This window comes from Chitinophaga alhagiae (genome assembly GCF_003568665.1).
In the GTDB taxonomy this organism is placed as follows: Bacteria; Bacteroidota; Bacteroidia; order Chitinophagales; family Chitinophagaceae; genus Chitinophaga; species Chitinophaga alhagiae.
In genome coordinates this window covers 217,277-242,100 of sequence record NZ_QXMH01000005.1, presented here as the reverse complement: position 1 = coordinate 242,100, position 24,824 = coordinate 217,277, and the positions used below count along the sequence as shown (strand labels likewise).

The 24,824-nt window shown below is 54.7% G+C and carries 21 protein-coding genes; 13 read left to right on the top strand and 8 right to left on the bottom strand.

Annotated features, from left to right (window positions below; translation table 11 throughout):
- Nucleotides 1–92 precede the first annotated feature (92 nt).
- On the bottom strand, nucleotides 93–1,001 hold the full coding sequence (locus D3A97_RS23130) for a helix-turn-helix domain-containing protein (protein WP_119080935.1): 909 nt from the start codon (nucleotides 999–1,001) through the stop codon (nucleotides 93–95).
- 141 nt (nucleotides 1,002–1,142) lie between these two features.
- On the opposite strand from D3A97_RS23130, the gene D3A97_RS23125 reads away from it, so the two are divergent.
- From D3A97_RS23125 to D3A97_RS23110, 4 genes are all read left to right on the top strand, one after another.
- Complete coding sequence (locus tag D3A97_RS23125; protein ID WP_119080934.1) at nucleotides 1,143–1,934, top strand: CHRD domain-containing protein; 792 nt, start codon at nucleotides 1,143–1,145, stop codon at nucleotides 1,932–1,934.
- 279 nt (nucleotides 1,935–2,213) lie between these two features.
- Complete coding sequence (locus tag D3A97_RS23120) at nucleotides 2,214–2,987, top strand: phytanoyl-CoA dioxygenase family protein (protein WP_119081017.1); 774 nt, start codon at nucleotides 2,214–2,216, stop codon at nucleotides 2,985–2,987.
- Nucleotides 2,988–3,113: 126 nt separating this feature from the next.
- Nucleotides 3,114–3,884, top strand: a complete 771-nt coding sequence (xth, locus tag D3A97_RS23115) for an exodeoxyribonuclease III (RefSeq protein WP_119080933.1) — start codon at nucleotides 3,114–3,116, stop codon at nucleotides 3,882–3,884.
- 12 nt (nucleotides 3,885–3,896) lie between these two features.
- On the top strand, nucleotides 3,897–4,379 hold the full coding sequence (locus D3A97_RS23110; RefSeq protein WP_119080932.1) for a methyltransferase family protein: 483 nt from the start codon (nucleotides 3,897–3,899) through the stop codon (nucleotides 4,377–4,379).
- A 49-nt stretch (nucleotides 4,380–4,428) separates the two neighbouring features.
- On the opposite strand, the gene D3A97_RS23105 is transcribed toward D3A97_RS23110, so the two are convergent.
- Nucleotides 4,429–4,599, bottom strand: a complete 171-nt coding sequence (locus D3A97_RS23105; protein WP_119080931.1) for a BBE domain-containing protein — start codon at nucleotides 4,597–4,599, stop codon at nucleotides 4,429–4,431.
- Entirely contained in the window at nucleotides 4,596–4,751 is a 156-nt protein-coding gene (locus D3A97_RS23100) for a hypothetical protein (protein ID WP_157986720.1), read from the bottom strand. The genes D3A97_RS23105 and D3A97_RS23100 overlap by 4 nt, the downstream gene beginning before the upstream one ends.
- Before the next feature lie 189 nt (nucleotides 4,752–4,940).
- On the opposite strand from D3A97_RS23100, the gene D3A97_RS23095 reads away from it, so the two are divergent.
- The 4 genes from D3A97_RS23095 to D3A97_RS23080 all read left to right on the top strand — a co-directional run bounded on the left by D3A97_RS23095 (nucleotide 4,941) and on the right by D3A97_RS23080 (nucleotide 12,021).
- The gene (locus tag D3A97_RS23095; protein ID WP_119080929.1) at nucleotides 4,941–6,368 is read left to right on the top strand and encodes a sulfatase family protein; all 1,428 of its coding nucleotides are present in this window, start codon (nucleotides 4,941–4,943) and stop codon (nucleotides 6,366–6,368) included.
- A 275-nt stretch (nucleotides 6,369–6,643) separates the two neighbouring features.
- Nucleotides 6,644–8,284 carry a glycoside hydrolase family 32 protein gene (locus D3A97_RS23090; protein ID WP_119080928.1) on the top strand — a complete coding sequence of 547 codons (1,641 nt, stop codon included), beginning with the start codon at nucleotides 6,644–6,646 and terminating at the stop codon, nucleotides 8,282–8,284.
- A gap of 94 nt (nucleotides 8,285–8,378) precedes the next feature.
- Nucleotides 8,379–9,485 carry an alginate lyase family protein gene (locus D3A97_RS23085; protein WP_198674148.1) on the top strand — a complete coding sequence of 369 codons (1,107 nt, stop codon included), beginning with the start codon at nucleotides 8,379–8,381 and terminating at the stop codon, nucleotides 9,483–9,485.
- Nucleotides 9,486–9,630: 145 nt separating this feature from the next.
- Nucleotides 9,631–12,021: an ABC transporter permease gene (locus tag D3A97_RS23080; RefSeq protein ID WP_119080927.1), complete on the top strand. Its 2,391-nt coding sequence runs from the start codon at nucleotides 9,631–9,633 to the stop codon at nucleotides 12,019–12,021.
- A gap of 4 nt (nucleotides 12,022–12,025) precedes the next feature.
- Here the strand turns inward: D3A97_RS23080 and D3A97_RS23075 are convergent, their stop codons facing one another.
- Together D3A97_RS23075 and D3A97_RS23070 are read right to left on the bottom strand one after the other, a co-directional pair.
- Nucleotides 12,026–13,603, bottom strand: coding sequence for a Na+/H+ antiporter (locus D3A97_RS23075; protein WP_119080926.1), 1,578 nt, complete (start codon nucleotides 13,601–13,603; stop codon nucleotides 12,026–12,028).
- A 21-nt stretch (nucleotides 13,604–13,624) separates the two neighbouring features.
- Nucleotides 13,625–14,632 carry a bestrophin family protein gene (locus D3A97_RS23070; protein ID WP_119080925.1) on the bottom strand — a complete coding sequence of 336 codons (1,008 nt, stop codon included), beginning with the start codon at nucleotides 14,630–14,632 and terminating at the stop codon, nucleotides 13,625–13,627.
- Nucleotides 14,633–14,810: 178 nt separating this feature from the next.
- Between D3A97_RS23070 and D3A97_RS23065 the strand changes: the two genes are divergently transcribed.
- From D3A97_RS23065 to D3A97_RS23055, 3 genes are all read left to right on the top strand, one after another.
- A complete protein-coding gene (locus tag D3A97_RS23065) occupies nucleotides 14,811–16,520 on the top strand; it encodes an amidohydrolase (RefSeq protein WP_119080924.1) in 1,710 nt (569 codons plus the stop codon).
- A 123-nt stretch (nucleotides 16,521–16,643) separates the two neighbouring features.
- Nucleotides 16,644–18,917 (top strand): catalase/peroxidase HPI, encoded by a 2,274-nt coding sequence (gene katG, locus D3A97_RS23060; RefSeq protein ID WP_119080923.1) that lies wholly within the window; start codon nucleotides 16,644–16,646, stop codon nucleotides 18,915–18,917.
- Between the two features lie 180 nt (nucleotides 18,918–19,097).
- On the top strand, nucleotides 19,098–21,392 hold the full coding sequence (locus D3A97_RS23055) for a TonB-dependent receptor (protein WP_232826061.1): 2,295 nt from the start codon (nucleotides 19,098–19,100) through the stop codon (nucleotides 21,390–21,392).
- Between the two features lie 80 nt (nucleotides 21,393–21,472).
- Here the strand turns inward: D3A97_RS23055 and D3A97_RS24950 are convergent, their stop codons facing one another.
- Nucleotides 21,473–21,646, bottom strand: coding sequence for a hypothetical protein (locus D3A97_RS24950; RefSeq protein ID WP_157986719.1), 174 nt, complete (start codon nucleotides 21,644–21,646; stop codon nucleotides 21,473–21,475).
- Nucleotides 21,647–21,845: 199 nt separating this feature from the next.
- The gene (locus tag D3A97_RS23050; protein ID WP_119080921.1) at nucleotides 21,846–22,247 is read right to left on the bottom strand and encodes a response regulator; all 402 of its coding nucleotides are present in this window, start codon (nucleotides 22,245–22,247) and stop codon (nucleotides 21,846–21,848) included.
- 110 nt (nucleotides 22,248–22,357) lie between these two features.
- Here D3A97_RS23050 and D3A97_RS23045 point away from each other — a divergent pair, with 110 nt between their 5' ends.
- Together D3A97_RS23045 and D3A97_RS23040 are read left to right on the top strand one after the other, a co-directional pair.
- Entirely contained in the window at nucleotides 22,358–23,143 is a 786-nt protein-coding gene (locus tag D3A97_RS23045) for a helix-turn-helix domain-containing protein (protein WP_119080920.1), read from the top strand.
- A 54-nt stretch (nucleotides 23,144–23,197) separates the two neighbouring features.
- Nucleotides 23,198–23,923, top strand: coding sequence for a DUF8817 family protein (locus D3A97_RS23040; RefSeq protein ID WP_119080919.1), 726 nt, complete (start codon nucleotides 23,198–23,200; stop codon nucleotides 23,921–23,923).
- A 1-nt stretch (nucleotide 23,924) separates the two neighbouring features.
- On the opposite strand, the gene D3A97_RS23035 is transcribed toward D3A97_RS23040, so the two are convergent.
- Entirely contained in the window at nucleotides 23,925–24,746 is an 822-nt protein-coding gene (locus tag D3A97_RS23035) for a phytanoyl-CoA dioxygenase family protein (protein WP_119080918.1), read from the bottom strand.
- Nucleotides 24,747–24,824 lie beyond the last annotated feature (78 nt).

Below are 24,824 nucleotides of genomic sequence, written 5' to 3'. Positions count from 1 at the left end.
GCTCTTATGATCGGTTACAGGCGCAAAATTATTTCAACCCGCTACGGCAAAAAATAAGCGATTCAAACTATTTGTTATACAAATCAAAGATTTTAGAGCAGGGCCTGCCGGTAGGATTTCGGGCTTTTGCCGGTTTGTTTTTTGAAGAAGGCATTGAAGTATTGCGGGTAGTCGAAGCCCAGGCCGGCGCCTATTTCCGCAATGGTCCATTCTGTATTTTTCAGCAGGGCCATGGCTTCAGCGGTCCTTTTGCCGGCAATCAGCTCGCTGGTGGTTTTGCCGGTGGCCACTTTGATGGTATGGTTGAGGTGGTTAACGTGGGTGTTGAGGTGGCCGGCAAAGTCTGCCGGTGTTTTCATACGGATGGGGTTGCGGGGAGAGTCTATAGGGAACTGCGCGTCCAGCGCGTCCAGGAAGCGGTTTACGAGCAGGCCCTGCCGTTCCGCTTTGGCGGAGGGATGGGTGGCAAGGTGGATTTTCATGGCGGTGAAGATGATCAGCTTCAGGAGGCTTTGTATCACTTCATCCTTATATTCAAAACGGCCGGTGTACTCGTCTGCCATGAGCCGGAAGTATTGATGGAACAGATCGTATTCCTCGTCACTGAGCGTGACCAGGGGATAGATCTCGTTCTCGAACAGCCGCCCGAGCTTTTTCAGTTCCCGTTTCAGCTCAGCGCTTACGTACAGCTCGTTGAAAAGGCAAACATACCCTTCCTGGTCACGGGAAATATTGCGCCAGCCGAACTTGATAACAGGGTTGGAAAAGAACAGGGTAGGGCGGGTTACGGCTACTTCTCCTTTTTCCGTATACAGCACCGCCTGCCCACGGCTGAGGCAGATCTTGTAGTAGTCCCGGCGGCCAAAGGGTATGGTGAGCATGCAGTTCTTGCGCAGGAGAACGTTGAAATGACGGGTATGGCCGGCGGCACGCTGCAGTTCTTCCGGCACCTGCCGGCGGGTGATCTCGTAATATTGCTGTAAGGTTTCCGGAGTGTCCATACAGGGGCAAAGTTAAGAAATTCAAAGAAATGTTGCACAGGGCAGGAGGAAGATCAAAACGCGGAGAATTGCCCATCATATAAAAAGATCCAACTTTTGGAGCCATTTTTGCGTTGCTCTGCTCGTATCAAATCCTTCATTATGAAAAATAGCCGTATCCTGGCCGCTGCAGGTTTGCTGACACTGGCAGCCTGCAGCAAAAATAACCCCAAGCCTGACATCATCTGGAGCATCCCGCTCAGCACCAAGCTGGAAAACCCCACACCCGCCGGTCGTACGGAAACGGGGCTCCTGACCATGCAACTCTACAACAAGACATTAAAATATTCTTTCAGGGTGGAAAACCTGGCCGCTGATGACCAGCTGACCATGGCGCATTTTCACACAGGAGACCCGGTTACCAACGGCCCCATCATCCTGCCTTTCCCTGCTTTCAGCGGCACTTCCGCTTCCGGCGAGATCACCCTGCGCCAGTCGCTCGCGGACAGCCTGAAAAGCACCCAGAACGATATCTATTTCAACGTACATTCCACCCAGTTCCCGGCCGGCCTGGTGAGGGGTACGGTGAACAGTGACATCATTATGGCGGCGGATGTGGAAATGAACGGGCTGTATGAAGTGCCGCCGGTGGTCACGCTGGCTACCGGCAGGGCGCTGGTGCGCCTCACCATAGACCGCAAGCTGTATTCCCGGGTAACGGTTGAAGGGCTGCCGGACGGTGAAACGCTGACCGCGGCGCATATACACCATGGCAATGCGGGCGCCAACGGGGCCGTGCTGGTGGGGCTTTGCGCCAACGCGGCAGATTTCGGCATCTCAAAAATGATACCAGTAGACGAGGCTACGGCCAGCGCGCTGAGAACAGAATCGTTATACACCAATGTACATACCAATGCCCACCCGGATGGGGTTATCAGGGGGCAGGTCCGTTAAACGTATTTTACAACAGACGGCAAAAGGCCTGCACCCGGTGCGGGCCTTTTGCATATAAGCAGCGCTAACGTTGCCGGTTATTTGCTGCGTAAAATATTTCTGCCTACTTTTGTGCTAACCATGAGAATGACACCAACACTTTAAGCACCCTCCATCAATGCCGTTCCGGCAGGGCGTCTGTTTCAGGCGCCTGTATGCTATTTCCCCGATCCGATTTTTTATTACCGTACAAACCGGTTGCTGCCTCAGCATCTGGCTGGTACCCAATACACAAACATCATGGCAGATATTTTTTCAGCGCAACAAACAACACAATTTATAGAAGAAGGTTTCCTCCGCATAGACAGCGCATTCCCAGCCGAGCTGGCGGAAGAGGCCCGGAACATGCTCTGGGGCAACATGCCCGAAGACCCGCATAACCCGGCTACCTGGACGCGCCCGGTAGTGCGGCTGGGCATGTTCACAGCAGGGCCGTTTGTGAAAGCGGCCAACACCCCTTTGCTTCACCAGGCTTTTGACGAACTGGCAGGGCCGGGGAAATGGCTGCCCTGCATGGCCATGGGCACTTTCCCGGTCCGTTTCCCTTCTCCGGAAGATCCCGGGGATGCCGGCTGGCATGTAGACGCCAGCTTTCCGGGTCAGCACCCCGATAACTTTGTGGACTGGCGTGTGAACGTGCGCTCAAAAAACAGGGCATTGCTGATGCTTTTCCTGTTTTCGGACGTAGGGGAGCAGGATGCCCCCACCCGTATCCGCAAGGGCTCCCATCTTGATGTGGCTAAATTGCTGCAACCGGCGGGAGAGCAGGGGCTTTCCTTTATGGAAATAGCCTCCCGGCTGGATGCGCTGCCTGCAAGGGAAGAAGTGCTGGCCACCGGCAAAGCGGGTACCGTGTATCTTTGCCACCCGTTCATTGCGCATGCGGCGCAGCCTCATAGAGGCAAAGAGCCGAGGTTTCTGGCTCAACCGCCGCTGCTGCTAAAAAAAGAGCTGGATATCGAGAAGCCGGCAACACCGGTGGAAATGGCTATCCATTTGGGATTGACAAGATGATGATCAGCGCAGGTGTCTGATAGCGCGGCGTGGGAGCCATGGCTGCCATGCCGCGCCAGTCACCAACCATGGTACGGCGTAAAAATATTATCCCTAACTTGAGGGTCTGAACTGAACAACCATTGTATGAAAATAGCCACCTATAATGTTAACGGCATCAACAGCCGCCTGCCGGTGCTGCTCCGCTGGCTGGAAGAGTGCGCGCCGGATGTAGTATGCCTGCAGGAGCTGAAAGCCCCGCAGGAAAAGTTTCCCGAGCTGGCCATCCGCGCCGCGGGTTATGATGTGAACTGGCATGGCCAGAAAAGCTGGAATGGCGTAGCTATTCTCTCCAGGGTAGGCGAGATACAGGAACTGCGCCGCGCATTGCCCGGTGACGCGGACGATGTGAACAGCCGCTACATAGAAACCGTGGTAGGCGGCGTACTCATTGGCTGCCTGTACCTGCCCAATGGCAACCCGGCGCCCGGCCCCAAATTCGATTACAAGCTCAGCTGGTTCAAACGCCTGCAGGCACATGCCAAAGAGCTGCTGGCGCAGGAATTGCCGGTAGTGCTAACGGGAGACTTCAACGTGATGCCTACCGAAAAAGACGTCTACAAGCCTGAACGTTGGGTAGACGATGCGCTCTTCCGCCCTGAAACACGCGCCGCCTTCCAGGAACTGATGATGCAGGGCTGGACGGATGCGGTACGCCATCTTCATCCCGATGAGACCATTTACACCTTCTGGGACTATTTCCGTAATGCCTTTGGCCGCAATGCCGGCCTCCGCATAGATCACTTCCTGCTCAGCCCCCAGCTGGTACCGCGGCTGCAAAAAGCGGCGGTAGATACGTATGTGCGCGGCTGGGAAAAGTCGAGCGATCATGCGCCGGTATGGATCGAATTGCAATAACAGGCAGGTACCATGAAAGCAAAAAACAGCGGACAAGCGTCCTTATTGCTCAGAAACCTCGTGTTTACCATTTTGCAGCCCGGCGTAGTGGCCGGGTTGATACCTTACCTGATTATGCGCGGCCGTGCCATACCGGTTGCGCCCTGGCTTCACTACACCGGCATTGCCGTGTTTGCCGCCGGCGTAATAATCGTACTCGCCTGCATTGTGCAGTTTGCCTTGCAGGGCGCCGGTACCCTGTCTCCAGCAGACCCTACGCAAAAGCTGGTAGTAGCCGGGTTGTACCGGTATTCCCGCAATCCCATGTATATTGGCGTGATGCTGACGTTGCTGGGAGAAGCCCTGGCCTGGGGGAACGTGTACCTATGGCTGTATGCCGCTGTGATCTTCCTTTGCTTTTACCTGTTTGTACGGTACCGTGAGGAACCCCGGCTGCACAGGGATTTTGGCAAGGAATATGATGACTACCGGAAGAGAGTGAGGCGGTGGTTGTGAAATACGTTAACAGCAATACTTCAGTATAAGCAGGCAAATTTTTCCGCCGTTAATCGCCCGCCCTGATGGACAAGGCATGATGAAACACGTTCAGCGGGTCCCAATTGCGTTTTACCTGTTGCAGCCGGGCGTAATTCTCCTTATAGTATAGCGTATGCCATGGCACGCCTGACTGGTTCCACGCCGGATCTGCGAGGTCTGTATCAGGGTGGTTGATCATACAGCCGTCTGCCTGTTCATTGGGTACAGGCACGCCGCCGGGTCTGACACAAAGCCTTCCAGGCAATGCCCGCCGCTGCGCACTACCAACCGCCGCCCGCTGCTCACAGCGTCCTGCACGGCTTCCACTACTTCCGGTGTAGAAACGGGCAAGCAGATGTATTCGGGCTTTCCCGAAAAGCGCTTGTTGAACCTTTTGCCCACAAGATCGGGATGGCGTGGGGCCTGTTCAATATCCCAACCAGTAATTCACCATCGCCTTTTGCTAAAAAAGTATAACCACACCTGGCGCTTTCGTAATATCTTGAACGGAAATCCATCAGTATGCAACGCCACCACGTCATGTTACTCTTTATCGTATTGTTTGCCGCAAACAAGCTCCATGCCCAGCAAAACAAGCCCCGCAACATACTTGTGCTCCTTACAGACGACCAGCGGTTCAATACCATCCGTTCCCTCGGCAACCCGGACGTTCATACCCCGAATATGGACAAACTGGTACAAAGCGGCACCACTTTTACACAGGCCCACATTATGGGGTCTCTGGGAGGGGCGGTATGCGCGCCCAGCAGGGCCATGCTGATGACCTCCCGCACCGTGTTCAAGGTACACCGGGATGGTGGCGTGATCCCGCCTTCAGAGAAAACGTTCCCCGAAGTGTTCCGCGGGCATGGGTATATGACCTTTTCCACCGGGAAGTGGCATAGCGACAAGGCTTCCTTCAACCGTTCCTTTTCTGCGGGAGACAATATCTTCTTCGGCGGCATGCATACCGAAATGGCCGGGGGCCACTGGAAACCCCAGCTGCATCACTACGATACTGCCGGCCTGTATAAGAATGTTTTTACGGGAGAGAGTTTTTCATCTGTTTGTTATGCAGACGCGGCTATCCGCTTCCTGCAGCAAACCCCGCAGCAGCCTTTCCTGATGTATGTGGCCTTTACGGCCCCGCATGACCCGCGTACGCCGCCCGCGGAATACATGTCGCTTTACGATACCGCCCGCATTTCGCTGCCGCCTAACTATCTTCCTGTGCATCCGTTTGACAATGGCGAGCTGAAGGTACGTGACGAACAGTTGCTGCCCACGCCGCGTACGCCTGGCAGCGTAAAGCAGGAGATTGCAAAGTATTACGCTATGATCAGTGAAGTAGATCATGAAATAGGCAGGGTGCTGGATGCATTGCGCCAGAGCGGCCAGTATGAGAATACCATTATTGTACTGGCGGGAGACAATGGCCTGGCCGTTGGCCAGCATGGCCTGCTGGGCAAGCAGAACCTTTATGATCATTCCATGCGCGTGCCGCTGGTGTTCAGCGGGCCGGGCATCCCCGCCAACCGCCGGTCAGCCGCTTATTGTTACCTCAATGATGTTTTCCCCACCTTGTGTGAAATGACCGGCCTTGCCGCACCGCCCACCGTTGCCGGCCGCTCGCTGCAAAGCGCGTTCCGGCAGCGGCGTTTTAAAGGGCGTGAGCAGCTTTTCCTTACTTATTCCAACCTGCAGCGGGCATTGGTGAAAGACAGCATGAAGCTCGTGCTGTATAACGTCAATGGCCAACACCCTGTGCAGTTATTCGACCTGGCCAAAGATCCCTTTGAAAAGGAGAACCTGGCAAACAGGAAAGAATATCAGCCCAAAGTGCTGGCCATGCGTAATTTACTCTACGCAGAGATGCGCGCTTATGGCGACTTTTGTGATCCGGCGAAAAAAGATTGGGGTTATCCCGGTAAACTAAAATGGGAAGATGCCTTGCGCATCAATCCATAATCTTACCTGCTGCAGTCGGCGCTCCATGAACGGCCGTCTCTGGAAAAAACTATTACCAGGAGCCGCAACAACAATATCAGCGCGGACTGTAGCGGAACGTCAGCGGCGCGGATGATGGAGCTTTTTGCCATTTGAAGGAGGGATACCTGGTGATGCGGGTGATGAAAGGGAAATATCATATGTCCTACATAATTGAATACTACAACTTCGGCTTCAAAAAAGAACTACGGTAATTATGTTTATCTTTAAAAGGTCACCATAAGGCCTTCCCGCGCATGAAAAAAATGTTACTGCCCATCCTGCTTGGCGGTGTGCTATCCGCCACCGCCGCAGACACTACCATCACCATTACGAAACGTTACCTCAACCTGCCGGTGTCCCAACAACAGCAGCGTGCTTACATGGAGTACCAGGCAAACGGCGGGGAGGTGCGGCGTTTTCTCATCAGGCTAAGTCCTGACCCTGAATACTGGGTGTTTTCAGACATGAGCGCCTACCAGGGTAAAAAGGTAAAGATCACGTACGAAGGGGATGGCGCGGGCCTGCGGCATATCTATCAGGACGACCGCATTGCCGGCCAGGATTCGCTCTACCATGAGCAGCGCCGGCCGCAATACCATTTCTCCACCCGCCGCGGCTGGATCAATGACCCGAACGGCCTGGTGTTTCATGAAGGGGAGTATCATCTTTTCTACCAGCACAATCCCTTTGAGCGGGAATGGGAAAACATGTCCTGGGGCCATGCCGTCAGCAAAGACCTCATTCACTGGGAAGAGCTGCCGGTAGCGTTGCATCCAGACAAGACCGGCACCATGTTTTCCGGCTCCGCCGTGATCGATCATAACAATACCTCCGGTTTCGGCAAGCCGGGGCAGCCCGTCATGGTAGCGCTGTATACGGCAGACAGCCCGGAGAAACAGGTGCAGTGCGTAGCTTACAGTCTTGACAAAGGCCGCACCTGGGCCAAGTACGGCAACAACCCGGTAATAGACTCCAAAGCCAAATGGAACAGCAAGGATACGCGTGACCCGCGGGTGTTCTGGTACCAGCCCGGCCAGCACTGGGTAATGGTACTGAACGAGCGGGACGGGCATTCTATCTATACCTCCGCCAACCTGAAAGAATGGACGTTCCAGAGCCACGTTACCGGCTTCTGGGAATGCCCTGACCTGTTTGAGCTGCCGGTGGAAGGCATGCCCGGGCAGAAAAAATGGGTGATGTACGGCGCGTCCAACACCTATATGCTGGGATCTTTTGACGGCAGAACCTTCACGCCGGAAAGCGGCAAGTATTATTTTTCCGCCGGCTCCATTTACGCCGCGCAAACCTTCAACAACATACCCGCGTCAGACGGCCGCAGGATACAGATAGGATGGGGGCGCATCCCGCAACGCGGCATGCCGTTCAATAACATGATGCTGCTCCCCACCGTGCTGACCCTGCGCAACACCAAAGACGGCATACGGCTCTTCAGCGTGCCGGTAAAGGAAGCGGAGCAACTGTTCGCCCCCGCCGGTAAATGGACGGCATTGACCGCCGGTGCCGCCAACCGCCACCTGGCCGCCTTTAATGATGCGGACCGGCTGCGTATCAGGGCCACCATCCGCCTGTCTCACGCTACAGACGCCGCCCTGAGCCTGTTTGGCCAGCGCCTGGTAGCGTACGATCTCAATTTCAACATGCTGAACGGCATGTTCTATTCACCGCAAAACCCTGCCAGTATGGAGCTGACCGCGGATATTTACATAGACCGTTCTTCTGTGGAAGTATTCTTTGACGGCGGCGCCTTCTCCACCTCCATGGAGCGGCGGGCGGAGCCCGGCAACCGGGACGGTTTCAGGTTCAGCGGCAACAACATCACCGTTACTTCACTGGAAGTGTTCCGGGTAAAGTCCATATGGCCCGGTGTCAAATAAAGCAGGTGAAATTTTCAGAACTATCTGTTATTTTAGTACTTATTTACATGGCAGGAGCCGGGCAACGGAACCGGCCCGTATATACATTCACGTTATGAAACCAAAAGCTACCCTTTTTATGCGCCTGATGCTGGTGCCGTTTTTTCTGTTGCTGTCTGCCGGCCTCATGGCCTATGACCACCCTGGCGGCATGCACCCTAAAGCGCAGATAGATTTTGTAAAGGAACAGGTACGGCAGCAACGGGAGCCTTATTACGGGGCTTATCTTCAGTTGCTGCACAAGGCGGATTCCATTTTGCAGGTGCAGCACCACGCACTGGCAGATTTCAGCGTTCCCGGTTATTACGTCAAACCCAAAGAGCACCGTGCCAATTCACAGGCCATTCAGCAAGACGGCTTCAGCGCCTATGCCTGCGCGCTGGCCTGGCAGCTCAGCGGGAAATCAGCGTATGCCAAAAAGGCCCTGTACTTCCTGAACGCATGGGCGTCTATCAACAAAAAATATTCCGACTTCGACGGGCCGCTGGTGATGAGTTATTCCGGCACGTCCATGATGATGGCGGCGGAGCTGATACGGCCCTACAAAAAGTGGAAGAAGGCAGACCGGCAGCTGTTTTCCGTATGGGTGGAAAATGTGTACCGCAAGGCCGCCAACTCCATCCGCAACCGCAAGAACAACTGGGCGGACTGGGGCCGCATGGGCTCGTTGCTGGCCGCTTATTACCTGGATGATGCGGCAGATGTTGCGGAGAACGCAAGGCTGATCAGATCAGACCTGTTCCACAAAATAGCGGCAGACGGCAGCATGCCCGAAGAGACCCGCCGGGAAAAGAACGGCATCTGGTATACCTATTTTTCCCTGGCGCCTATCACCGCTTCCTGCTGGATCGTATATAACGCAACAGGAGAAGACCTTTTTACGTATACCAGGGAGCAGCGCTCCATCAAACATGCGCTGGATTACCTGCTGTATTACAACCAGCATCCCAACGAATGGAAATGGTTCAAAGACCCGAATACCGGCAAGCCCGGCGCCATCGGTTTTTGGCCGGCCAACCTTTTTGTGGCCATGTACGGCATTTATGGAGATGACGCATATAAGGCCTACACCCGCCCGCATGAACCTATCATCTACGAGCAGCATCATTTTGCGTGGACGTTCCCAACGCTGATGCCCGTCTCGCTGAAGGGGTACCGCTAAAAAGCGGCGCGCGCTCCTGTCCGCATGCGAACGGAATTTGTCCGATATCGGACAGTTTTGGCAGGGCCTCCCTGCTGAAACCCTTGTCCCGACTGCCTAAGGCAAATGGCAAGATGCTTGTGGCAAGCAGGTATATCTTTTCCTTATGGTCAGCAACTATATCAAGATAGCTTTCCGCAACCTCTGGAAGCACAAAATATTTTCCGCTATCAACATCGCGGGGCTCGCTGCGGGGCTTACAGCCTGCTTTTTTATTCTTTCCTACGTACATTTCGAGCTGAGTTATGATGATTTTCATAGCAAGGCGGACCGCATTGTACGGCTGTCTGACGATGTGATCACGCCCACGGAGACCATCGCCAACGGTATTTCTGTTTTCCCGGCAGGCCCCGCCATTGCGCAGGAATTTCCGGAGGTGGAAACATTTGCCCGTACTGCGGTTACGGAGCTGATCCTGACGCATGAGGATAAAAAATTCATAGTGCCCAACTGCTTGCTGGCAGATTCCGCTTTTTTCAGCATGTTCGATTTCAGGCTGCTGCAGGGCAACGCCGCGTCCGTGCTGGCGCGGCCTTACACCGCCGTGCTGTCTGTGGCAACGGCCCGGAAACTGTTCGGCCATGCAGACCCCATGGGCAAAGCGTTCAAGGTGCCGCTGGAAGATACCACCGCGCTGGTAACGGTAACCGGGGTGATGGATGCATTTCCTGAAAACTCGCAGCTGAAGGCGGACGTGGTGGTTTCCATGTCTACCATGAGCGCCCTGTATGCCAATAGTATGACCAACTGGACCAATCACTCGCCATATACCTACCTGCTGCTGAAGCCCGGCACAGACTATAAAACGCTCGAAGCCAAATTCCCTGCTTTCCTGGAAAGACGCATCGGCGAAATGATGGATAAGTACCAGATGCATTATACGTACCGCCTGATGCCGCTGAAAGACGTTTATCTCAACTGGGGCTACCGCGCCTATGCCGGCATTACCGGCAACAAGGGCAACGTTCGCATTTTTACCGTGGTGGCCCTGATGATCCTGCTTATTGCCTGTTTCAATTTCATCAACCTTTCTACGGCCCGCGCCGCAGAACGTGCCCGGGAGGTAGGTGTGCGCAAGGTAGCGGGCGCCGGGCAGCGCCAGCTGGTGATGCAGTACCTTGGCGAGTCTGTGATGTTGTGCCTGTTTGCGTTTGTATTGTCTGTAGTGTTGTGCATGCTGTTGTCCCCGCTCTTCAACCAGTTGGCGGGCAAAACCATTTTTCACCGGTCGCTGCTGGGAAATATGGCGTTGCTGTACCTGTTCCTGGGCGCGGTAGTTACCGGCTTGCTGGCGGGCACTTACCCGGCATGGGTATTGTCTTCCTTCCGGCCGGTGAAGGTGCTGAAAGGCCGGTTCACAACGGGGAAAAGCGGCGTTTCCATGCGCAAGGGGCTGGTAGTGGCGCAGTTCACCATTTCGCTGGCGCTTATTATTGCCACCATTGTGGTCTATAAACAGATGCGTTTCATGCAGCAGCAAGACCTGGGCTTTCAGCCAGACCAGACCATTGTGGTTACAACAGGTGTAATACCGGGCGCGGAATCTTTCCGGCATGCCGTTAGGGAGCTGCCGGGCGTGCTGTCTGCCACCCGCTCCTCCAGCGCGCCGGGGCGTGACCATACCAGCGCCTATTCGGAAATGGAGAACGTGCATGGAGATTTCCAGCAATCCAATATAGACCTCTATTTTGTAGACTTCGATTTCATTCCGCAATACCAGTTGAAGCTGGCGGCCGGCAGGGCTTTCTCCACGGCGTTTTCCACAGATTCCACGCAGGCCATGATGCTGAACGAGGCCGCCGTAAAAATGCTCGGGTATGCCTCTCCGGAAGCGGCCATCGGCAGGCGGTTCAAGCAGTGGGGGAGAGAAGGCAAAGTGATAGGGGTGCTGAAAGATTTCCATTACCATTCCCTGCAGCAGCAGATACAACCGCTTACCATGCGCATAGAGCCGGGCAGTTGGGCGCTGCTATCTGTAAAAGTGGAAGCGGCCAGGTTTGCTGAAACGCTGGCCGCCGTTGAACAAACCTGGAACCGGCAGATTGCCGGCCGGCCGTTTGACTACCGCCTGCTGGATGAAGGCTTTAACCGCCAGTACCAGCAAGATGAACGTTTTGGCAGCCTCTTCTTCTATTTTTCCATACTGGCCATCTTTATTTCCTGCCTCGGTTTGCTGGGCCTGGTAGCGTACAGCACGCTCCGCCGCGCTAAAGAGATCGGCATCCGCAAAGTGCTCGGCGCGTCCGCTTCCAGCGTGATGCTGCTGCTTTCCCGGGAGTTTATTGTACTGATCGGCATTGCGGCGGTAATTGCCATTCCGCTGGTGTGGTACGGTATGCAGCAGTGGCTGAACGGGTACGCTTACCGTACCAGTCTTTCCTGGTGGGTATTTGCGCTGGCGGGCGTCTTTACACTGGTGGTGGCGCTGGCTACCGTGAGCTTCCATTCACTGAAAGCGGCATTTACCAATCCCGTGAGGTCATTGCAGACTGAGTAGCGGCCTATGCGTGTTTCAGTTTCTCTTCTTCCAGGTCTATCTGATGCAGGAACTTCCTGACAATCTCTTCGTCGATCCGCTGCTCTAGCCGGTTCTTGCGGAGCAGTAACTGGCGCTGGTTGTCCAGAAGGTTTTTATAGATGGATTTGATGTTTGCGGGAACATGTACAGTTTCATCAGATTCCAGCTGGTTGCGCCACTGGTTAGCCAGCTTTTGCAGTACAAAACTATGTTCCAGTTCCGCGGCATGATGCTGTTTTAAATAACCCAACGATTCCCTGGCCAGCTCTTCCCGGATCAGGTTTTCTGTTTCCTCTTCCGGCAGGTGGTCGTTATAATCAGGCAGTTGCACTTTCCTGATCAGCGCCGGCAGGGTCAGCCCCTGCAACACCAGTGTGACCAGTATCACAATGAAGGTGATGTACAGCACCAGGTCACGGTGGGGGAAAGGCGTGCCATTTTCCAACGCCACGGGAATAGACAAGGCCGCTGCCAGGGAAACCACGCCCCGCATGCCCGTCCACCCCATTACCAGCGGCGCTTTGGTGCCGGGGTTGCGATCTGCCACCGTAATGAAATAGCTGGCAATTTTTGTGACGATGAGGGCGCCGAAGGCCGCTATCATTCTGCCCAGTATCAGCACCGCCGTTATCAGCAGGCCGTATGCCGTGGCTTCATAAAAACCGATGCCTTCATCTTTCAGGCCAGCGGTGATCTCCGGCAGGTCCAGCCCTATCAGCATAAATACCAGCCCGTTCAGCAAAAACACAAAACTCTGCCATACGTTCTCGCCTTTCAGCCGGGAAGAGCTGCTCAGGAACACATGCCGGTGGTAAGATAAAAACAGCCCGCCGCTCACTACCGCCAGCACGCCGGAGGCATGCACCTCTTCTGCCGCTATGTACATGGCGTAGGGCGTTACGAGGCTGAAAATGATGTCCATGTTCACGTCTGTTGGCAGCCACTTGTGCGCTTTCAGGAAAATGAGGCCTATCAGCAGGCCGATGCCTACGCCGCCTATCACCATCCACACAAAGCTCAGCGCCGCCTCATACCAGATGAACTGCCCGGTGCCCACCGCTATCATGGCAAAGCGGAAAATGATGAGCGAAGATGCATCGTTCAGCAGGCTTTCCCCTTCCAATATGGATGCCATTCTTTTCGGCACCTTTACAAATTTCAGGATGGCCGCGGCGCTCACCGCATCAGGCGGGGACACAATACCGCCCAGCACAAAACCCAGCGCCAGGGAAAAGCCGGGGATGAACGAGTTGGCTACCAGCGCTACGGATACCGCCGTCAGGAACACTACTATAAACGCAAAGCTGCCAATGATCCTCCGCCAATGCCATAGCTCTTTCCAGGAATTGGCCCAGGCCGCTTCATACAGCAGGGGCGGGAGAAAGATGATGAAAATAAGTTCCGGGTCTATTTTCAGCGGCGGAGTGCCGGGTATGAGGCATACGCCCAGGCCGGCCAGCACCAGCAATACAGGGTAGGCTACCTTGATCTTGTTGGCCAGCATGATCAGCAATACAATGAGTACGATCAGCGCCAGGTAAAAAGGAAAGTGCTCCAGCATGGTAAACGTGGTGGTTTTGTGTTACAGTACAATATTGTTCCGCGGTGTGATGGGCTCAGGCAGCGAGGGCTCGTCCAACATATCCCGCATATCTATTTCTATGGTGCGGCTGATCTGTGTGATGGGTATGTCATTGGCGCTGCCTTCAAACGGGTTCACCGCGCTTTCGCCCACCGTGTCCAGCACATGGAAGGCCCAGGCGGCAATGGCGGAAAAGGGGATGTTGAACCAGACGGTGTAGCCTTGCAGAAAGGTGCCGTCTCCCAGCCTGCTGTATTCCCTCAGCAGCCCGAAGGGCAACAAGATGATAAAGATAAAAAGGAGGTAGGTGGTGATAGAAGCAAAGTTGCGCGGGTAGGGGAAATTCTTGATGCGCTCCGCTTTGCCCTGGCCATCTGTAAAGGCGGCGATGCCGCGCTGCAGCGCCGTCCACTGGAAGTCGTTGATCTCACCATCCCGCCGCAGGGCGGCCAGCGTTTCAGACTGCAGGGCTACCAGTTGCGTGGCCCTGTTCTTTTTGGAGAGAATATACCGCCACTCTTCTTCCGGTAAGTATTCTTTCAGCTCATCGTCCAGCTTGCCGTTCCATTCCGGAACGGTGTAATGGCCCACCCGGAAATCCTGGTTGCTGTGCCGCTGCATGTTTTCCCAGGAGCGCGGTTCCCTTAGCTGGAAGCGGAGCGCGGTGAGCCAGGCAAAGTGGCGGTAAAACATTCTTTTGACCGTTTCCGCGTGTTTACCGCCCAATGTATCCCGCAAGGTGTAGGCAAAGCTCCGGCTGTCATTGATAATACCGCCGTATATCTGGCGCGCCTCCCATATTCTGCCATAGCTGGCGTTGTTCTTGAAACCTACTATAAAGGCCAGCGCGGTACCCAGTATGGCAACGGGCTGCCAGGGCAGGGCCACAAAAGAAAGCCCGCAGGCATATAGCACTGTGGGCACGGTAGCGATCAGCAATAACCAAAGTGTATCCCGCAATGTCCATCTGAAAAACTCATAAGGGGTGTATCTTCTTCCGGTGTGCATATGGCTGACAGGTTATGCAACAAATCTACTAAATAACAGTAATTCAATGATATGCCCCCGGAGAAAAGAGAAAGCGGCCTGTTTTACCAGGCCCTCTGCAATTATCTCGTTACGCGCATTTCCGGGGTAACATGAAACATTTTACGGATTTGCGGAGTTATATGTTAAAAGGCCTTACATGAAAATAGTGCGCTACCTGCTACCCGTATTGCTGCTGGGCTGCCAAAGCGGAAAAGACAAGAACGCGGCCGATGTCATTTATGCCGGCGGTCCCGTCCTGACCATGGAGAACGCTGCTCCAACGGTAGAGGCCGTGGCTGTCAAAGACGGCATTATAATTTTTGCGGGCAACAGGGCAGCGGCGGAAGAATACCTGGGAGATTCCACCATCCAGTACGATCTGAAAGGCCATACTTTATTGCCGGGCTTTATAGACGCCCACGGCCACATTACCTCAAGGGCGGGCATGATGCAGGCCGTAGACCTTGCACCCGGGCCATACGGCGCGGTAAATTCCATTGCAGACCTGCAGCAGGTACTAAAGACTTATATCGCTGAACATAAGATAGGGGCCCATCAGCCCGTTATCGGCAACGGGTATGACGATGCTATTATGACCGGTCACCGCCACCCCACACGGGCGGAGCTGGATGCCGTGAGCACCGTGCATCCCATCATCGTGATCCATGCATCGGGCCATGCCAGCGTGGCCAACTCGGCCATGCTGCAGCTGCTGGGTATCAGTGAAACAACAGCAGACCCGGCGGGTGGCCACCTGGGCCGGGATAAAAAGACCGGCAAGCTCAACGGGAAACTGGAAGAGAACGCTAGTTTCAGCGCGCTGATCGCCCTGACGGAGAAAATGTCCCATACGCCCGCGCAAGCGCTGGAAGACCTGCTGAAAGCGCAGGACGAATGGCTGCGCTACGGGCAAACCACCATTTGCGACGGGAGAACGATGGGCGCCAGTGTTGACCTTCTCAGGGAAGCCGCAAACAAGCAATTGCTGAAGGCAGACGTTGTTTATTTCCCGGATTATGAATATTTCAAGGCCAAACTGGACAGTTTCCGGCCGCAATACATGCAATACCATCATCACCTGAAACTGGGCGGTTTCAAGTTTTCTGACGATGGTTCCCCGCAGGGGAAAACCGCCTGGCTTACCCAACCCTACCTTGTTCCGCCTGAAGGGCAGGGGCCTGGCTATAAAGGCTTCCCCATTTTTACTGATTCCACGCTGTATGCCGATCTTAAGACCCTGTTTCAAAACAAGATCACGGCACAACTGCATGTCAACGGCGATGCGGCCATAGATCAGGCCCTCCGTGTTATACAGCGGTTGAAGAACGAAGGGATTTATGACACCGCGCTGCGGGCAACGCTGATCCATGTCCAGAACAGCCGGCCAGACCATATACCGGCCATCAAGGCGGCCGGCGTGATCCCCTCTTATTTTTCCACGCATGTGTATTTGTGGGGAGACTGGCATTATTCCAGCGTTTTTGGGCCGGAAAGGGCCGCTTTTATCAGTCCTGCCCATTCCGCTTTAAAAGCCGGTATCACCTTCACCATTCATCACGATGCCCCCGTTACCCCGCCAGACCTGATTACCGCCGTATATGCCGCGGTTAACAGGAAAACAAGATCTGGCAGGATACTGGGCCCGGATGAGTGGATAACGCCACTGGACGCGCTGAAGGCCATCACCATTCACGCGGCCTGGCAGTATCACGAAGAAGACAGGAAAGGCTCTATCAAAGCCGGGAAACTGGCGGACCTGGTGATACTCGATGACAACCCGCTCACCGTTGCACCGGAGAAAATAAAGGATATCAAAGTGGTGGAAACCATCAAGGAAGGACAGGTAGTGTACAGATCAGATAAATAGATTTTACCTATTCTGTTATTGAATTAATAGATTATGATTATATCGTTAAAGTGCTACTTTTACCCAACTGCACACATGCAAGGTGCAAGCAAGTATCTATTCAATACCATAAACTTATAAACAATGGGAGAATCAAACGACATCAGTAAATGCCCGTTCCACAATGGGAGCTTGAAGCACAACGTTGGCGGCGGCGGTACCCGCAACCTGGACTGGTGGCCCAACCATCTGAAGGTAAACATCCTTCGCCAGCACTCGTCCAAATCCAACCCCATGGAGGAAGGTTTCAACTACGCCGAGGCTTTTAAAAAGCTCGATCTGGAAGCTGTGAAAAAAGACCTCCATGTGTTGATGACGGACTCGCAGAGCTGGTGGCCGGCAGACTTCGGCCACTACGGCCCCTTGTTCATTCGTATGGCGTGGCATAGTGCGGGCACCTACCGCGTATTTGACGGCCGCGGCGGCGCCGGTTCAGGCCAGCAGCGTTTTGCGCCGTTGAACAGCTGGCCGGACAATGTGAGCCTTGACAAGGCTCGCCGCCTGCTCTGGCCTATCAAACAGAAATATGGCCGCAACCTTTCCTGGGCAGACCTGCTGATCCTCACCGGCAACATAGCGCTGGAATCTATGGGCTTCAAGACCTTCGGTTTTGCCGGCGGGCGTGAAGATGCCTGGGAGCCTGATGAAGATGTATACTGGGGCTCGGAAACCACCTGGCTGGGCGGAGATATTCGTTATGCCGGCGGCTCTCCCGGCGTTCCGAAGGAGCATGGCGTAGTGTCTTCAGATGACAATGCGGACGGCCACATCCACGCACGCAACCTGGAAAAACCACTGGCCGCCGTGCAGATGGGGCTGATCTACGTAAACCCCGAAGGGCCAGATGGCAACCCTGACCCCATTGCCGCCGCTAAAGACATCCGCGATACCTTTGGCCGCATGGCCATGAACGATGAAGAGACCGTGGCCCTCATTGCCGGCGGTCACAGCTTCGGAAAGACCCACGGCGCCGCCCCGGCTACCCACGTAGGCAAAGAGCCTGAAGCGGCAGACCTGGCGCAGCAGGGCCTGGGCTGGGCCAACAGCTACGGCTCCGGCAAAGGCGCAGACACCATTACCAGCGGCCTGGAAGTGATATGGACAAAAACACCCACCCAATGGAGCAATAACTTTTTCGAGAACCTGTTCGGCTTTGAATGGGAGCTGACTAAAAGCCCGGCGGGCGCGCATCAGTGGGTAGCCAAAAATGCGGACGATATTATTCCCGATGCATTTGACGGCGCCAAAAAGCACCGCCCTACCATGCTGACCACAGACCTCTCTTTAAGGTTCGATCCCATCTACGAAAAAATATCCCGGCGCTTCCTCGAAAACCCGGATGCCTTTGCCGATGCTTTTGCACGCGCATGGTTTAAACTCACTCACCGCGATATGGGTCCCCGCGCCCGCTACCTTGGCGCCGATGCGCCGGAGGAAGTGTTGCTCTGGCAAGACCCCGTTCCCGATGTTGATCACAAGCTGGTAGACGATCAGGATGTGGCCGCCCTGAAGGCCAAAGTGCTGGCCACCGGCCTCAGCGTGTCAGAACTGGTTACCACTGCATGGGCTTCCGCATCTACCTTCCGCGGGTCAGACAAGCGCGGTGGCGCCAACGGCGCCCGCATCCGCCTGGCGCCGCAGAAGTTCTGGGTAGCAAACAACCCGCCGCAGCTGCAAAAAGTATTGAGCGCGCTGGAAGGTGTTCAAAAAGAGTTCAACGCCGCGCAAAAAGGCGGTAAAAAAATATCGCTGGCAGACCTCATTGTTCTGGCTGGTTGCGCCGGTGTGGAAAAGGCCGCTAAAGACGCGGGCCACGCCGTTACCGTTCCCTTCACGCCCGGCCGTACAGATGCTTCTCAGGAAGAAACCGATGTGGAATCAATCGGTTACCTGGAACCGTTCGCTGACGGCTTCCGCAACTACCGCAAATCAAAGCTGCCGGTGCCCACCGAAGCACTGCTGATAGATAAAGCGCATCTGCTCACGCTGACAGCGCCGGAGTTAACGGTGCTGATAGGCGGCCTGCGCGTGCTGAACACCAACTATGACGGTTCCAAACACGGCGTTTTCACCAGCAAGCCTGGTCAGCTCACCAACGATTTCTTTGTGAACCTGCTGGACATGCGCACCGCCTGGAAGGCAGCGGGTGAAGACAGGGAGCTGTATGAAGGCAGCGACCGTGACACCGGCGCCGTAAAATGGACGGCTACCCGCGCAGACCTGGTGTTCGGCTCCAACGCTGAACTGAGAGCGGTAGCCGAAGTATACGGCGCCGCGGACGCACAGGAGAAATTTGTGAAAGATTTTGTGGCGGCCTGGGATAAGGTGATGAACCTGGATAGGTTTGATCTGAAGTGAGGATAATACCTGATAATAAAAGCAAAGCCTCCGGTAAACGGGGGCTTTGCTTTTTCCCTCCCGCACAAATAATTTCCCGATCCGACACTCCCCGCATTCCGCAAATAGTAACTTTGCGGAAATTTTCAATAATAGATGTTAAATAAATTTATAATCCTTAGCTGCGCCTGTGCTTTGCTCGTGATCACCGCCGCCGCACAGCAAATCACCGTCAAAGGCGTGGTACGTTCGGCGCAGGGGCCGCTCCGGTATAGTGTTGTACAGATCAAAGGCTCGTCTGACGCCGCATATACAGATAAAGAAGGGCGCTACTCCCTGGAAACGGCGCGCCAGGGTACGGCGGAGATCGTGGTATCCCTGCTGGGCTATGCGCCTCAGACCAGGACCATTGAACTGGGGCGGGAAAATCTGACGGCAGACTGGCTGCTGGAGCCCGCCTCCCGCGAGCTGGACGAAGTGATCGTATCCGCCAGCCGCAAGCCGGAAACGCTGTCTAACGTGCCGTCTTCCGTAACCGTTATTACCCGCAAGGCGCTGGAAGATAACATGGCCGTTACCACAGATCTTACCCAGATACTGGCCAACGAGGTGCCGGGGCTGGCGCCGTCTGCCCAAACCAACAGCAACGTGGGGCAGTCTCTCCGCGGGCGTTCCGTGCTGGTGATGATTGACGGCATTCCCCAGTCTACCCCCTTACGCAATGGCGAAGTAGACATGCGCTCTATAGACCCTTCCGTGCTGGAACGGGTAGACGTGGTGAAAGGCGCTACCGCCATTTACGGGAACGGCGCGGCCGGTGGGTTGATCAACTACATCACGCTTTCCCCGAAAGAAGATGCCCCCATAGCCGGGCGTACCACCGTGAACCTTACCGGCTCGCTTGCCGGGCTGAAAAACAGCACCGGCGGCCGCCTCGGCCAGCAGCTGCATGGCAGGCTCGGGAAATTCGACTATGTAGTGAGCGGCATGTACGAGCGCACGGGCGAGTGGAAAGATGCCAAAGGCCAGCTGGTGGGCACCAACTACAGCCTTGGGGAAACGGACAGTTACAACGCCTTTGCCAAAGTGGGCTACACGCCCAACAGCCGCCATCGCATCCAGCTGATGTACAACTATTATAACAGCCGCCAGTATTCCAATTATACGCTCGTGAACGGCAACTTCCTCACCGGCCAGCCCGCTACGGGCGTGCTGGGGAAACAAGACGGCCAGCCCACAGGCATTAACGGCAACCATAACGTGCAGCTTTCCTGGCAGGCAGACAGCCTGATAGGCGGTACTTCCCTGCATGCGGATGCCTATTACGCCTCCCGCGACGATGTGTTTTACGTATCGCTGGGCCGCTTTGAAGGGGGAGACGGGCAATCTCACACCCTGGCACAGAAAAAAGGGTTCCGCTTCATGTTCAGCTCGCCCCTGGGTGGGCATGGCAGTTTGTCTTACGGCGCGGACCTCATCCACGACGTTACCTCGCAACCGCTGGTAGACGGGCGTGTATGGGTGCCGGAAATGAAAATGTTCAACATAGCGCCTTTCGCGGAAACGCAATGGGCCTTCTTCAACCACCTGGTGGTGAAAGGCGGCCTGCGCATCGAAAAAGTGAAGATAGGGGTGAATGACTATACAACGCTCCGGATCACCAACGCAAGCGGTGGTACCGTTACGCCCAGCTTTGCCGTTGCCGGCGGCGACCTGGAATACACGGCCACACTCTTCAATGCAGGTGTGCGCTTTAATAAATATCCCGCTTTTCAGCCGTATGCCAGCTTTTCGCAAGGCTTCTCCGTAGCAGACGTAGGCCTGGCCCTTCGTGACGCAAAGGTGGACAATATCAGCAAGATCAATACAGAGGCCGTACTGGTGAATAATTACGAACTGGGCTTTGTCAGCAAAGCGAATAAAGTACGCTTCGAGCTGACGGGTTTTGTGAGCACCTCCGCGCTGGGAGCTGAAATGGTGTATGACGCCGCTACAGACCTGTTCAACGTGAGCCGCACACCTGAAAGGACCTATGGCTTTGAGGCCACGGCGCAATACAGCCCGGTGGCCAACCTGGACCTCCATGCATTTTTCAGTTATGTGGAAGGCAAGTCAGATACCGGCCGTACCGGTGATTACAATATGTACCTCAACGGCCGCCGGATAGCAACCCCAAAAACCGGCGGCAGCGTTCATTACAGGCCGTTGAACACGCTGGAACTGCAACTGCAATACACCGGCGTGCTGGAGCGGGACCGGTTCAGCAAGCTGCCCAGCGGATTGTACAAAGGCAACGAAGGTATTGTAAAGGCATACCACCTCTTCAACCTGAACGCCAGCTACCGCGTAACGCGCAGCACCATGCTCACTCTGGGCATTGAGAACCTCTTCAATGCAGATTATTTCCCGGCGCGTTCGCAATGGTTCATGATCCCCGGGTTTTATTCAAAGGGGAGGGGCGCCGCGTTTAATATCGGGATGACGGTGAAATATTAATTTATACGAAGTACAGGATTCAAAAAAGCCGCATCAACGATGAGATTGACGCGGCTTTTTTCATGTAGCCATCAAAATATTTATTTGGTCAGTATGCCGTTATACAACATGCCATCTCCCGCGGGCATGTTCAACTGCAGCAGGTGGTTGATCAGCGGCGCAATGTCTGTCAGCCCCATTTGCGGTATAACGCCGCCTCTGCGGATGCCGCGGCCAAACGCCACAAAACCCGTGCGTGCCGCCCTTTGACGCACGTATAAAATTGCCCGTAGCGGCAGGGCTGAAGGTAAAGCCTTGTTGTGCGGCCAGGCCGAAAGCAGCGGTGGCGTACGGTATTCAACAGGGCATTGCTGCTATGTAAAATATGAATTTTGGGTTAAGATTTGACCTAACGTCATGGCCGTTGCTGCCGCGCGGCAGCAGTATAGGCATGCTCTTTTGCCTTGTGTGCAATTATCCCCCGGGGAACAGCATTACCAGCGCTTCCAGTATCTTCCCTTTCATTTCTTCCCGCGTGTTCTGCTTCTGAATAAAATGAAATATGTTCAGAAATTCGGCGTAGGCAATGTCCCGCCGGAGGTTGGCGGTAGACATCATGACAATGGGTATCTTCAGGGAGGGGAAATTATCGTGCAGGGCCAGCGCAAACTGGAAACTATCCATAACGGGCATATTTACGTCGGAGAATATTATTTCCGGCGTTTTTTCCTGCAGTAGCAGGAGGCCTTCCGCGCCATGCCTGGCTATAGCAACATCAATCGGTGTATCCGGGCTTATTTCTTTAATAATATCAAGAAACAGGTCCTGATCGTCTGGGTCATCTTCCAGCAACAAAATAGACGAATAGGTAATCACATTACATTAAATGTAATGTACAAGATACTACAAACTAGGAAATAATCAAGGGGAGGGGAGATTAAAACTTTTCGGATATTTGGCCTGCCGGAGAACACCGGCGGTAAAAAATGCACCTGGAAGCCGTTACATATGAGGTTGCGCCGCCCTGCAAAGCGCTGGAGGGTTTTGTCAGCCATTTCTGGTGCAGCCGGTGGCATGCGGGCGTGCAGCAGCACTTCAGCTACCATGCAACGGCCTGCACCACTACGGAGCTGGCTTTTGCCTTTGCTCCCGGCTGGAACAGGCATAGACCCAACACCGTATTCTCTTCGGTACAAGGCCATACAGAAAACCATAGCCGCATAGATACCGGCGGCTTTTCAGACATGTTCGGCGTGTCATTGCATTCTTATGCCGTTCCTTTCTTTTTCAACATCCCGGCATCCCGCCTGACCAACCAGTTGATAGACCTTGACGAACTGATCCCAGGCGGTGCGGCTATCCTGGCTGACAGTTTGGCCCGGGGGCGTACCTTTCCCGACCGGGTGGAGATCATGACGCAATACCTGAAAGCAAAATGGCAACAGGTAGCGCAGGCAGACCCCGCCATCATGCACGCCATCCGCAGAATGAGGGGCATGAAAGGATCGGTCAGCATCCGCGATCTGGCTGGTGAGTGCTCCTTATCCCAAAAACAGTTCGAAAGAAGGTTCAGGGCGTTTTCCAGCTTTACCCCCAAACTGTACGCAAGGATACTCCGCTTTGAATCTTCCCTGGGGTCTTATAAAAAACTGGATAGTTTAACAGACGTGGCGCACCACCTCGGTTATTACGACCAGGCCCATTTTATCAACGATTTCAAAAAGTTTTCCGGTTTCAGCCCTCGCAAGTATATGGCGGTAATGCCCTATTGAAAATGTCTGTTTTTTACAATTCCGGGAAAATGGCGGCAGCTACCTTTGTAGGCTATGGCAACAACACAAAACAACACGGGCGCCCGGGAAAAGGTGATCCCCATTATGCCGTGCCCGGATATCAGGGTACAGGTAGCATTTTACAGGGAGCTGGGTTTTGAGGTACTGGGCGTATATACCTCTCCCAATCCTTACGCCGCGCTGCAACGGGGAAACATTGAGCTGCATTTCTACGGCAGCCGCAAAGCGGCGCCTCATGAAAACCCCACCATGTGTTTCCTGATGGTGCAGGATGTTGATGAAGTGAACCGGGTATTCACCGCCGCGTTGAAACAGCACTACGGCAAAATACCGCGCACCGGTTTCCCGAAGATCACGAAGGTGCGCAACCTGGTTGGAGACCGCCGGTTTACGCTGACAGATCCGGGCGGTAATACGTTGTTCATAGGAGAGAAATCTACCGAAGCAGACCGTTTTTTCCGCACGCTGAAAGCGCCCGCACATGCAAAGGCCTTTGCGGTGCTGTATGATGTTGTATACTCCAAAGAAGACCCACTGCTGGCGGAAAGCATGCTGCCCAAGTATACCGCCATGGGAGAGAGCCTTACGGGACTGGACAAAGCAAAATACCTGCTGCTGCTGGCAGACCTGCAGAAATACCTGGGCCGCAAGGTAGAGGACGCGGCCCTGCGGCAGCTCCTCCAACAATACGGGGAAGATACGCCGGACTGGCGGCAGGTGCGCAGCAAGCATCTTGCCATATTGGAAGAAGACGAGTAGGCTACAACACCAGCGGGTTCAGCTCAGATGCGGCCGGCCCGCCCACTGGCAGGTCCATCAGCCAGGTGGCATGGTCATTCCGCTGCCATTTGTGTTTGGGCGCGGTGATCTTTGCGTTGTCTGCCATATAGATCACCGTCATCACCTCCCGCATCCGGGACGAGTGATTGCCCGGCGCGCTGTGAATGGTATAGCCGTAATGCCAGGTGGCGTCTCCGGCATTCATGGTGGAAGCGCGGGTAACGGGAAATTGCCGTTCGCTGACGTATTGATTGAACGCACCCTCAGATTCGTCAGATATTTCATAATCAAACACCACCCCGTTTTTGTGAGACCCGGAGGCAAATGTGAGCATGCCCATGTCTACATCAATATCTACCAATGGCATCCACATGGTAATGGTGTTATGCGTATCAATAGGCCAGTAATACTGGTCCTGGTGCCAGGGAGTAGGGCCGCCGCCGGGTTCCTTGAAGAGGGCCTGGTCATGATAGATGCGCACGTTCTGCACCCCCATCAGGTCTGCGGCCATTTTTGCAAAGCGCCTGGCCAGCACAAATTTCTTCACTTGTTCATCTACCCGCCACAAGTTCATGATCTGAAGAAAGGCCTTGCCGTAGGTATCCCGGTCTTCCATTTTCCGTTTTTCTGTATTGTACCGGTTGGCGGCGTCACCGATCACGTTGCGGTATGCGGCGGCTTCGCCGGGGTCCAGCACATTGCTGATTAGAATATGCCCGTCTTTCCGGAAGGCTTCCGCCTGCGCGGGCGTGATAACCCCTTCATTGTTGAGATCGGGCAGGGTGGAGGTGGCTGTATGCATAAGTGGCAAGTTTTGGTAGCACGAAATAAGACATCCCCGGGCGGGTAAACAATGCTGAAATTGGTCATTTATTGGGGA

Coding starts and splice junctions, on each gene's coding strand:
- D3A97_RS23130 (WP_119080935.1), bottom strand. CDS start 1,001: ATGGACACTCCGGAAACCTTACAGCAATATTACGAGATCACCCGCCGG.
- D3A97_RS23125 (WP_119080934.1), top strand. CDS start 1,143: ATGAAAAATAGCCGTATCCTGGCCGCTGCAGGTTTGCTGACACTGGCA.
- D3A97_RS23120 (WP_119081017.1), top strand. CDS start 2,214: ATGGCAGATATTTTTTCAGCGCAACAAACAACACAATTTATAGAAGAA.
- xth (WP_119080933.1), top strand. CDS start 3,114: ATGAAAATAGCCACCTATAATGTTAACGGCATCAACAGCCGCCTGCCG.
- D3A97_RS23110 (WP_119080932.1), top strand. CDS start 3,897: ATGAAAGCAAAAAACAGCGGACAAGCGTCCTTATTGCTCAGAAACCTC.
- D3A97_RS23105 (WP_119080931.1), bottom strand. CDS start 4,599: ATGATCAACCACCCTGATACAGACCTCGCAGATCCGGCGTGGAACCAG.
- D3A97_RS23095 (WP_119080929.1), top strand. CDS start 4,941: ATGTTACTCTTTATCGTATTGTTTGCCGCAAACAAGCTCCATGCCCAG.
- D3A97_RS23090 (WP_119080928.1), top strand. CDS start 6,644: ATGAAAAAAATGTTACTGCCCATCCTGCTTGGCGGTGTGCTATCCGCC.
- D3A97_RS23085 (WP_198674148.1), top strand. CDS start 8,379: ATGAAACCAAAAGCTACCCTTTTTATGCGCCTGATGCTGGTGCCGTTT.
- D3A97_RS23080 (WP_119080927.1), top strand. CDS start 9,631: ATGGTCAGCAACTATATCAAGATAGCTTTCCGCAACCTCTGGAAGCAC.
- D3A97_RS23075 (WP_119080926.1), bottom strand. CDS start 13,603: ATGCTGGAGCACTTTCCTTTTTACCTGGCGCTGATCGTACTCATTGTA.
- D3A97_RS23070 (WP_119080925.1), bottom strand. CDS start 14,632: ATGCACACCGGAAGAAGATACACCCCTTATGAGTTTTTCAGATGGACA.
- D3A97_RS23065 (WP_119080924.1), top strand. CDS start 14,811: ATGAAAATAGTGCGCTACCTGCTACCCGTATTGCTGCTGGGCTGCCAA.
- katG (WP_119080923.1), top strand. CDS start 16,644: ATGGGAGAATCAAACGACATCAGTAAATGCCCGTTCCACAATGGGAGC.
- D3A97_RS23045 (WP_119080920.1), top strand. CDS start 22,358: ATGCACCTGGAAGCCGTTACATATGAGGTTGCGCCGCCCTGCAAAGCG.
- D3A97_RS23040 (WP_119080919.1), top strand. CDS start 23,198: ATGGCAACAACACAAAACAACACGGGCGCCCGGGAAAAGGTGATCCCC.
- D3A97_RS23035 (WP_119080918.1), bottom strand. CDS start 24,746: ATGCATACAGCCACCTCCACCCTGCCCGATCTCAACAATGAAGGGGTT.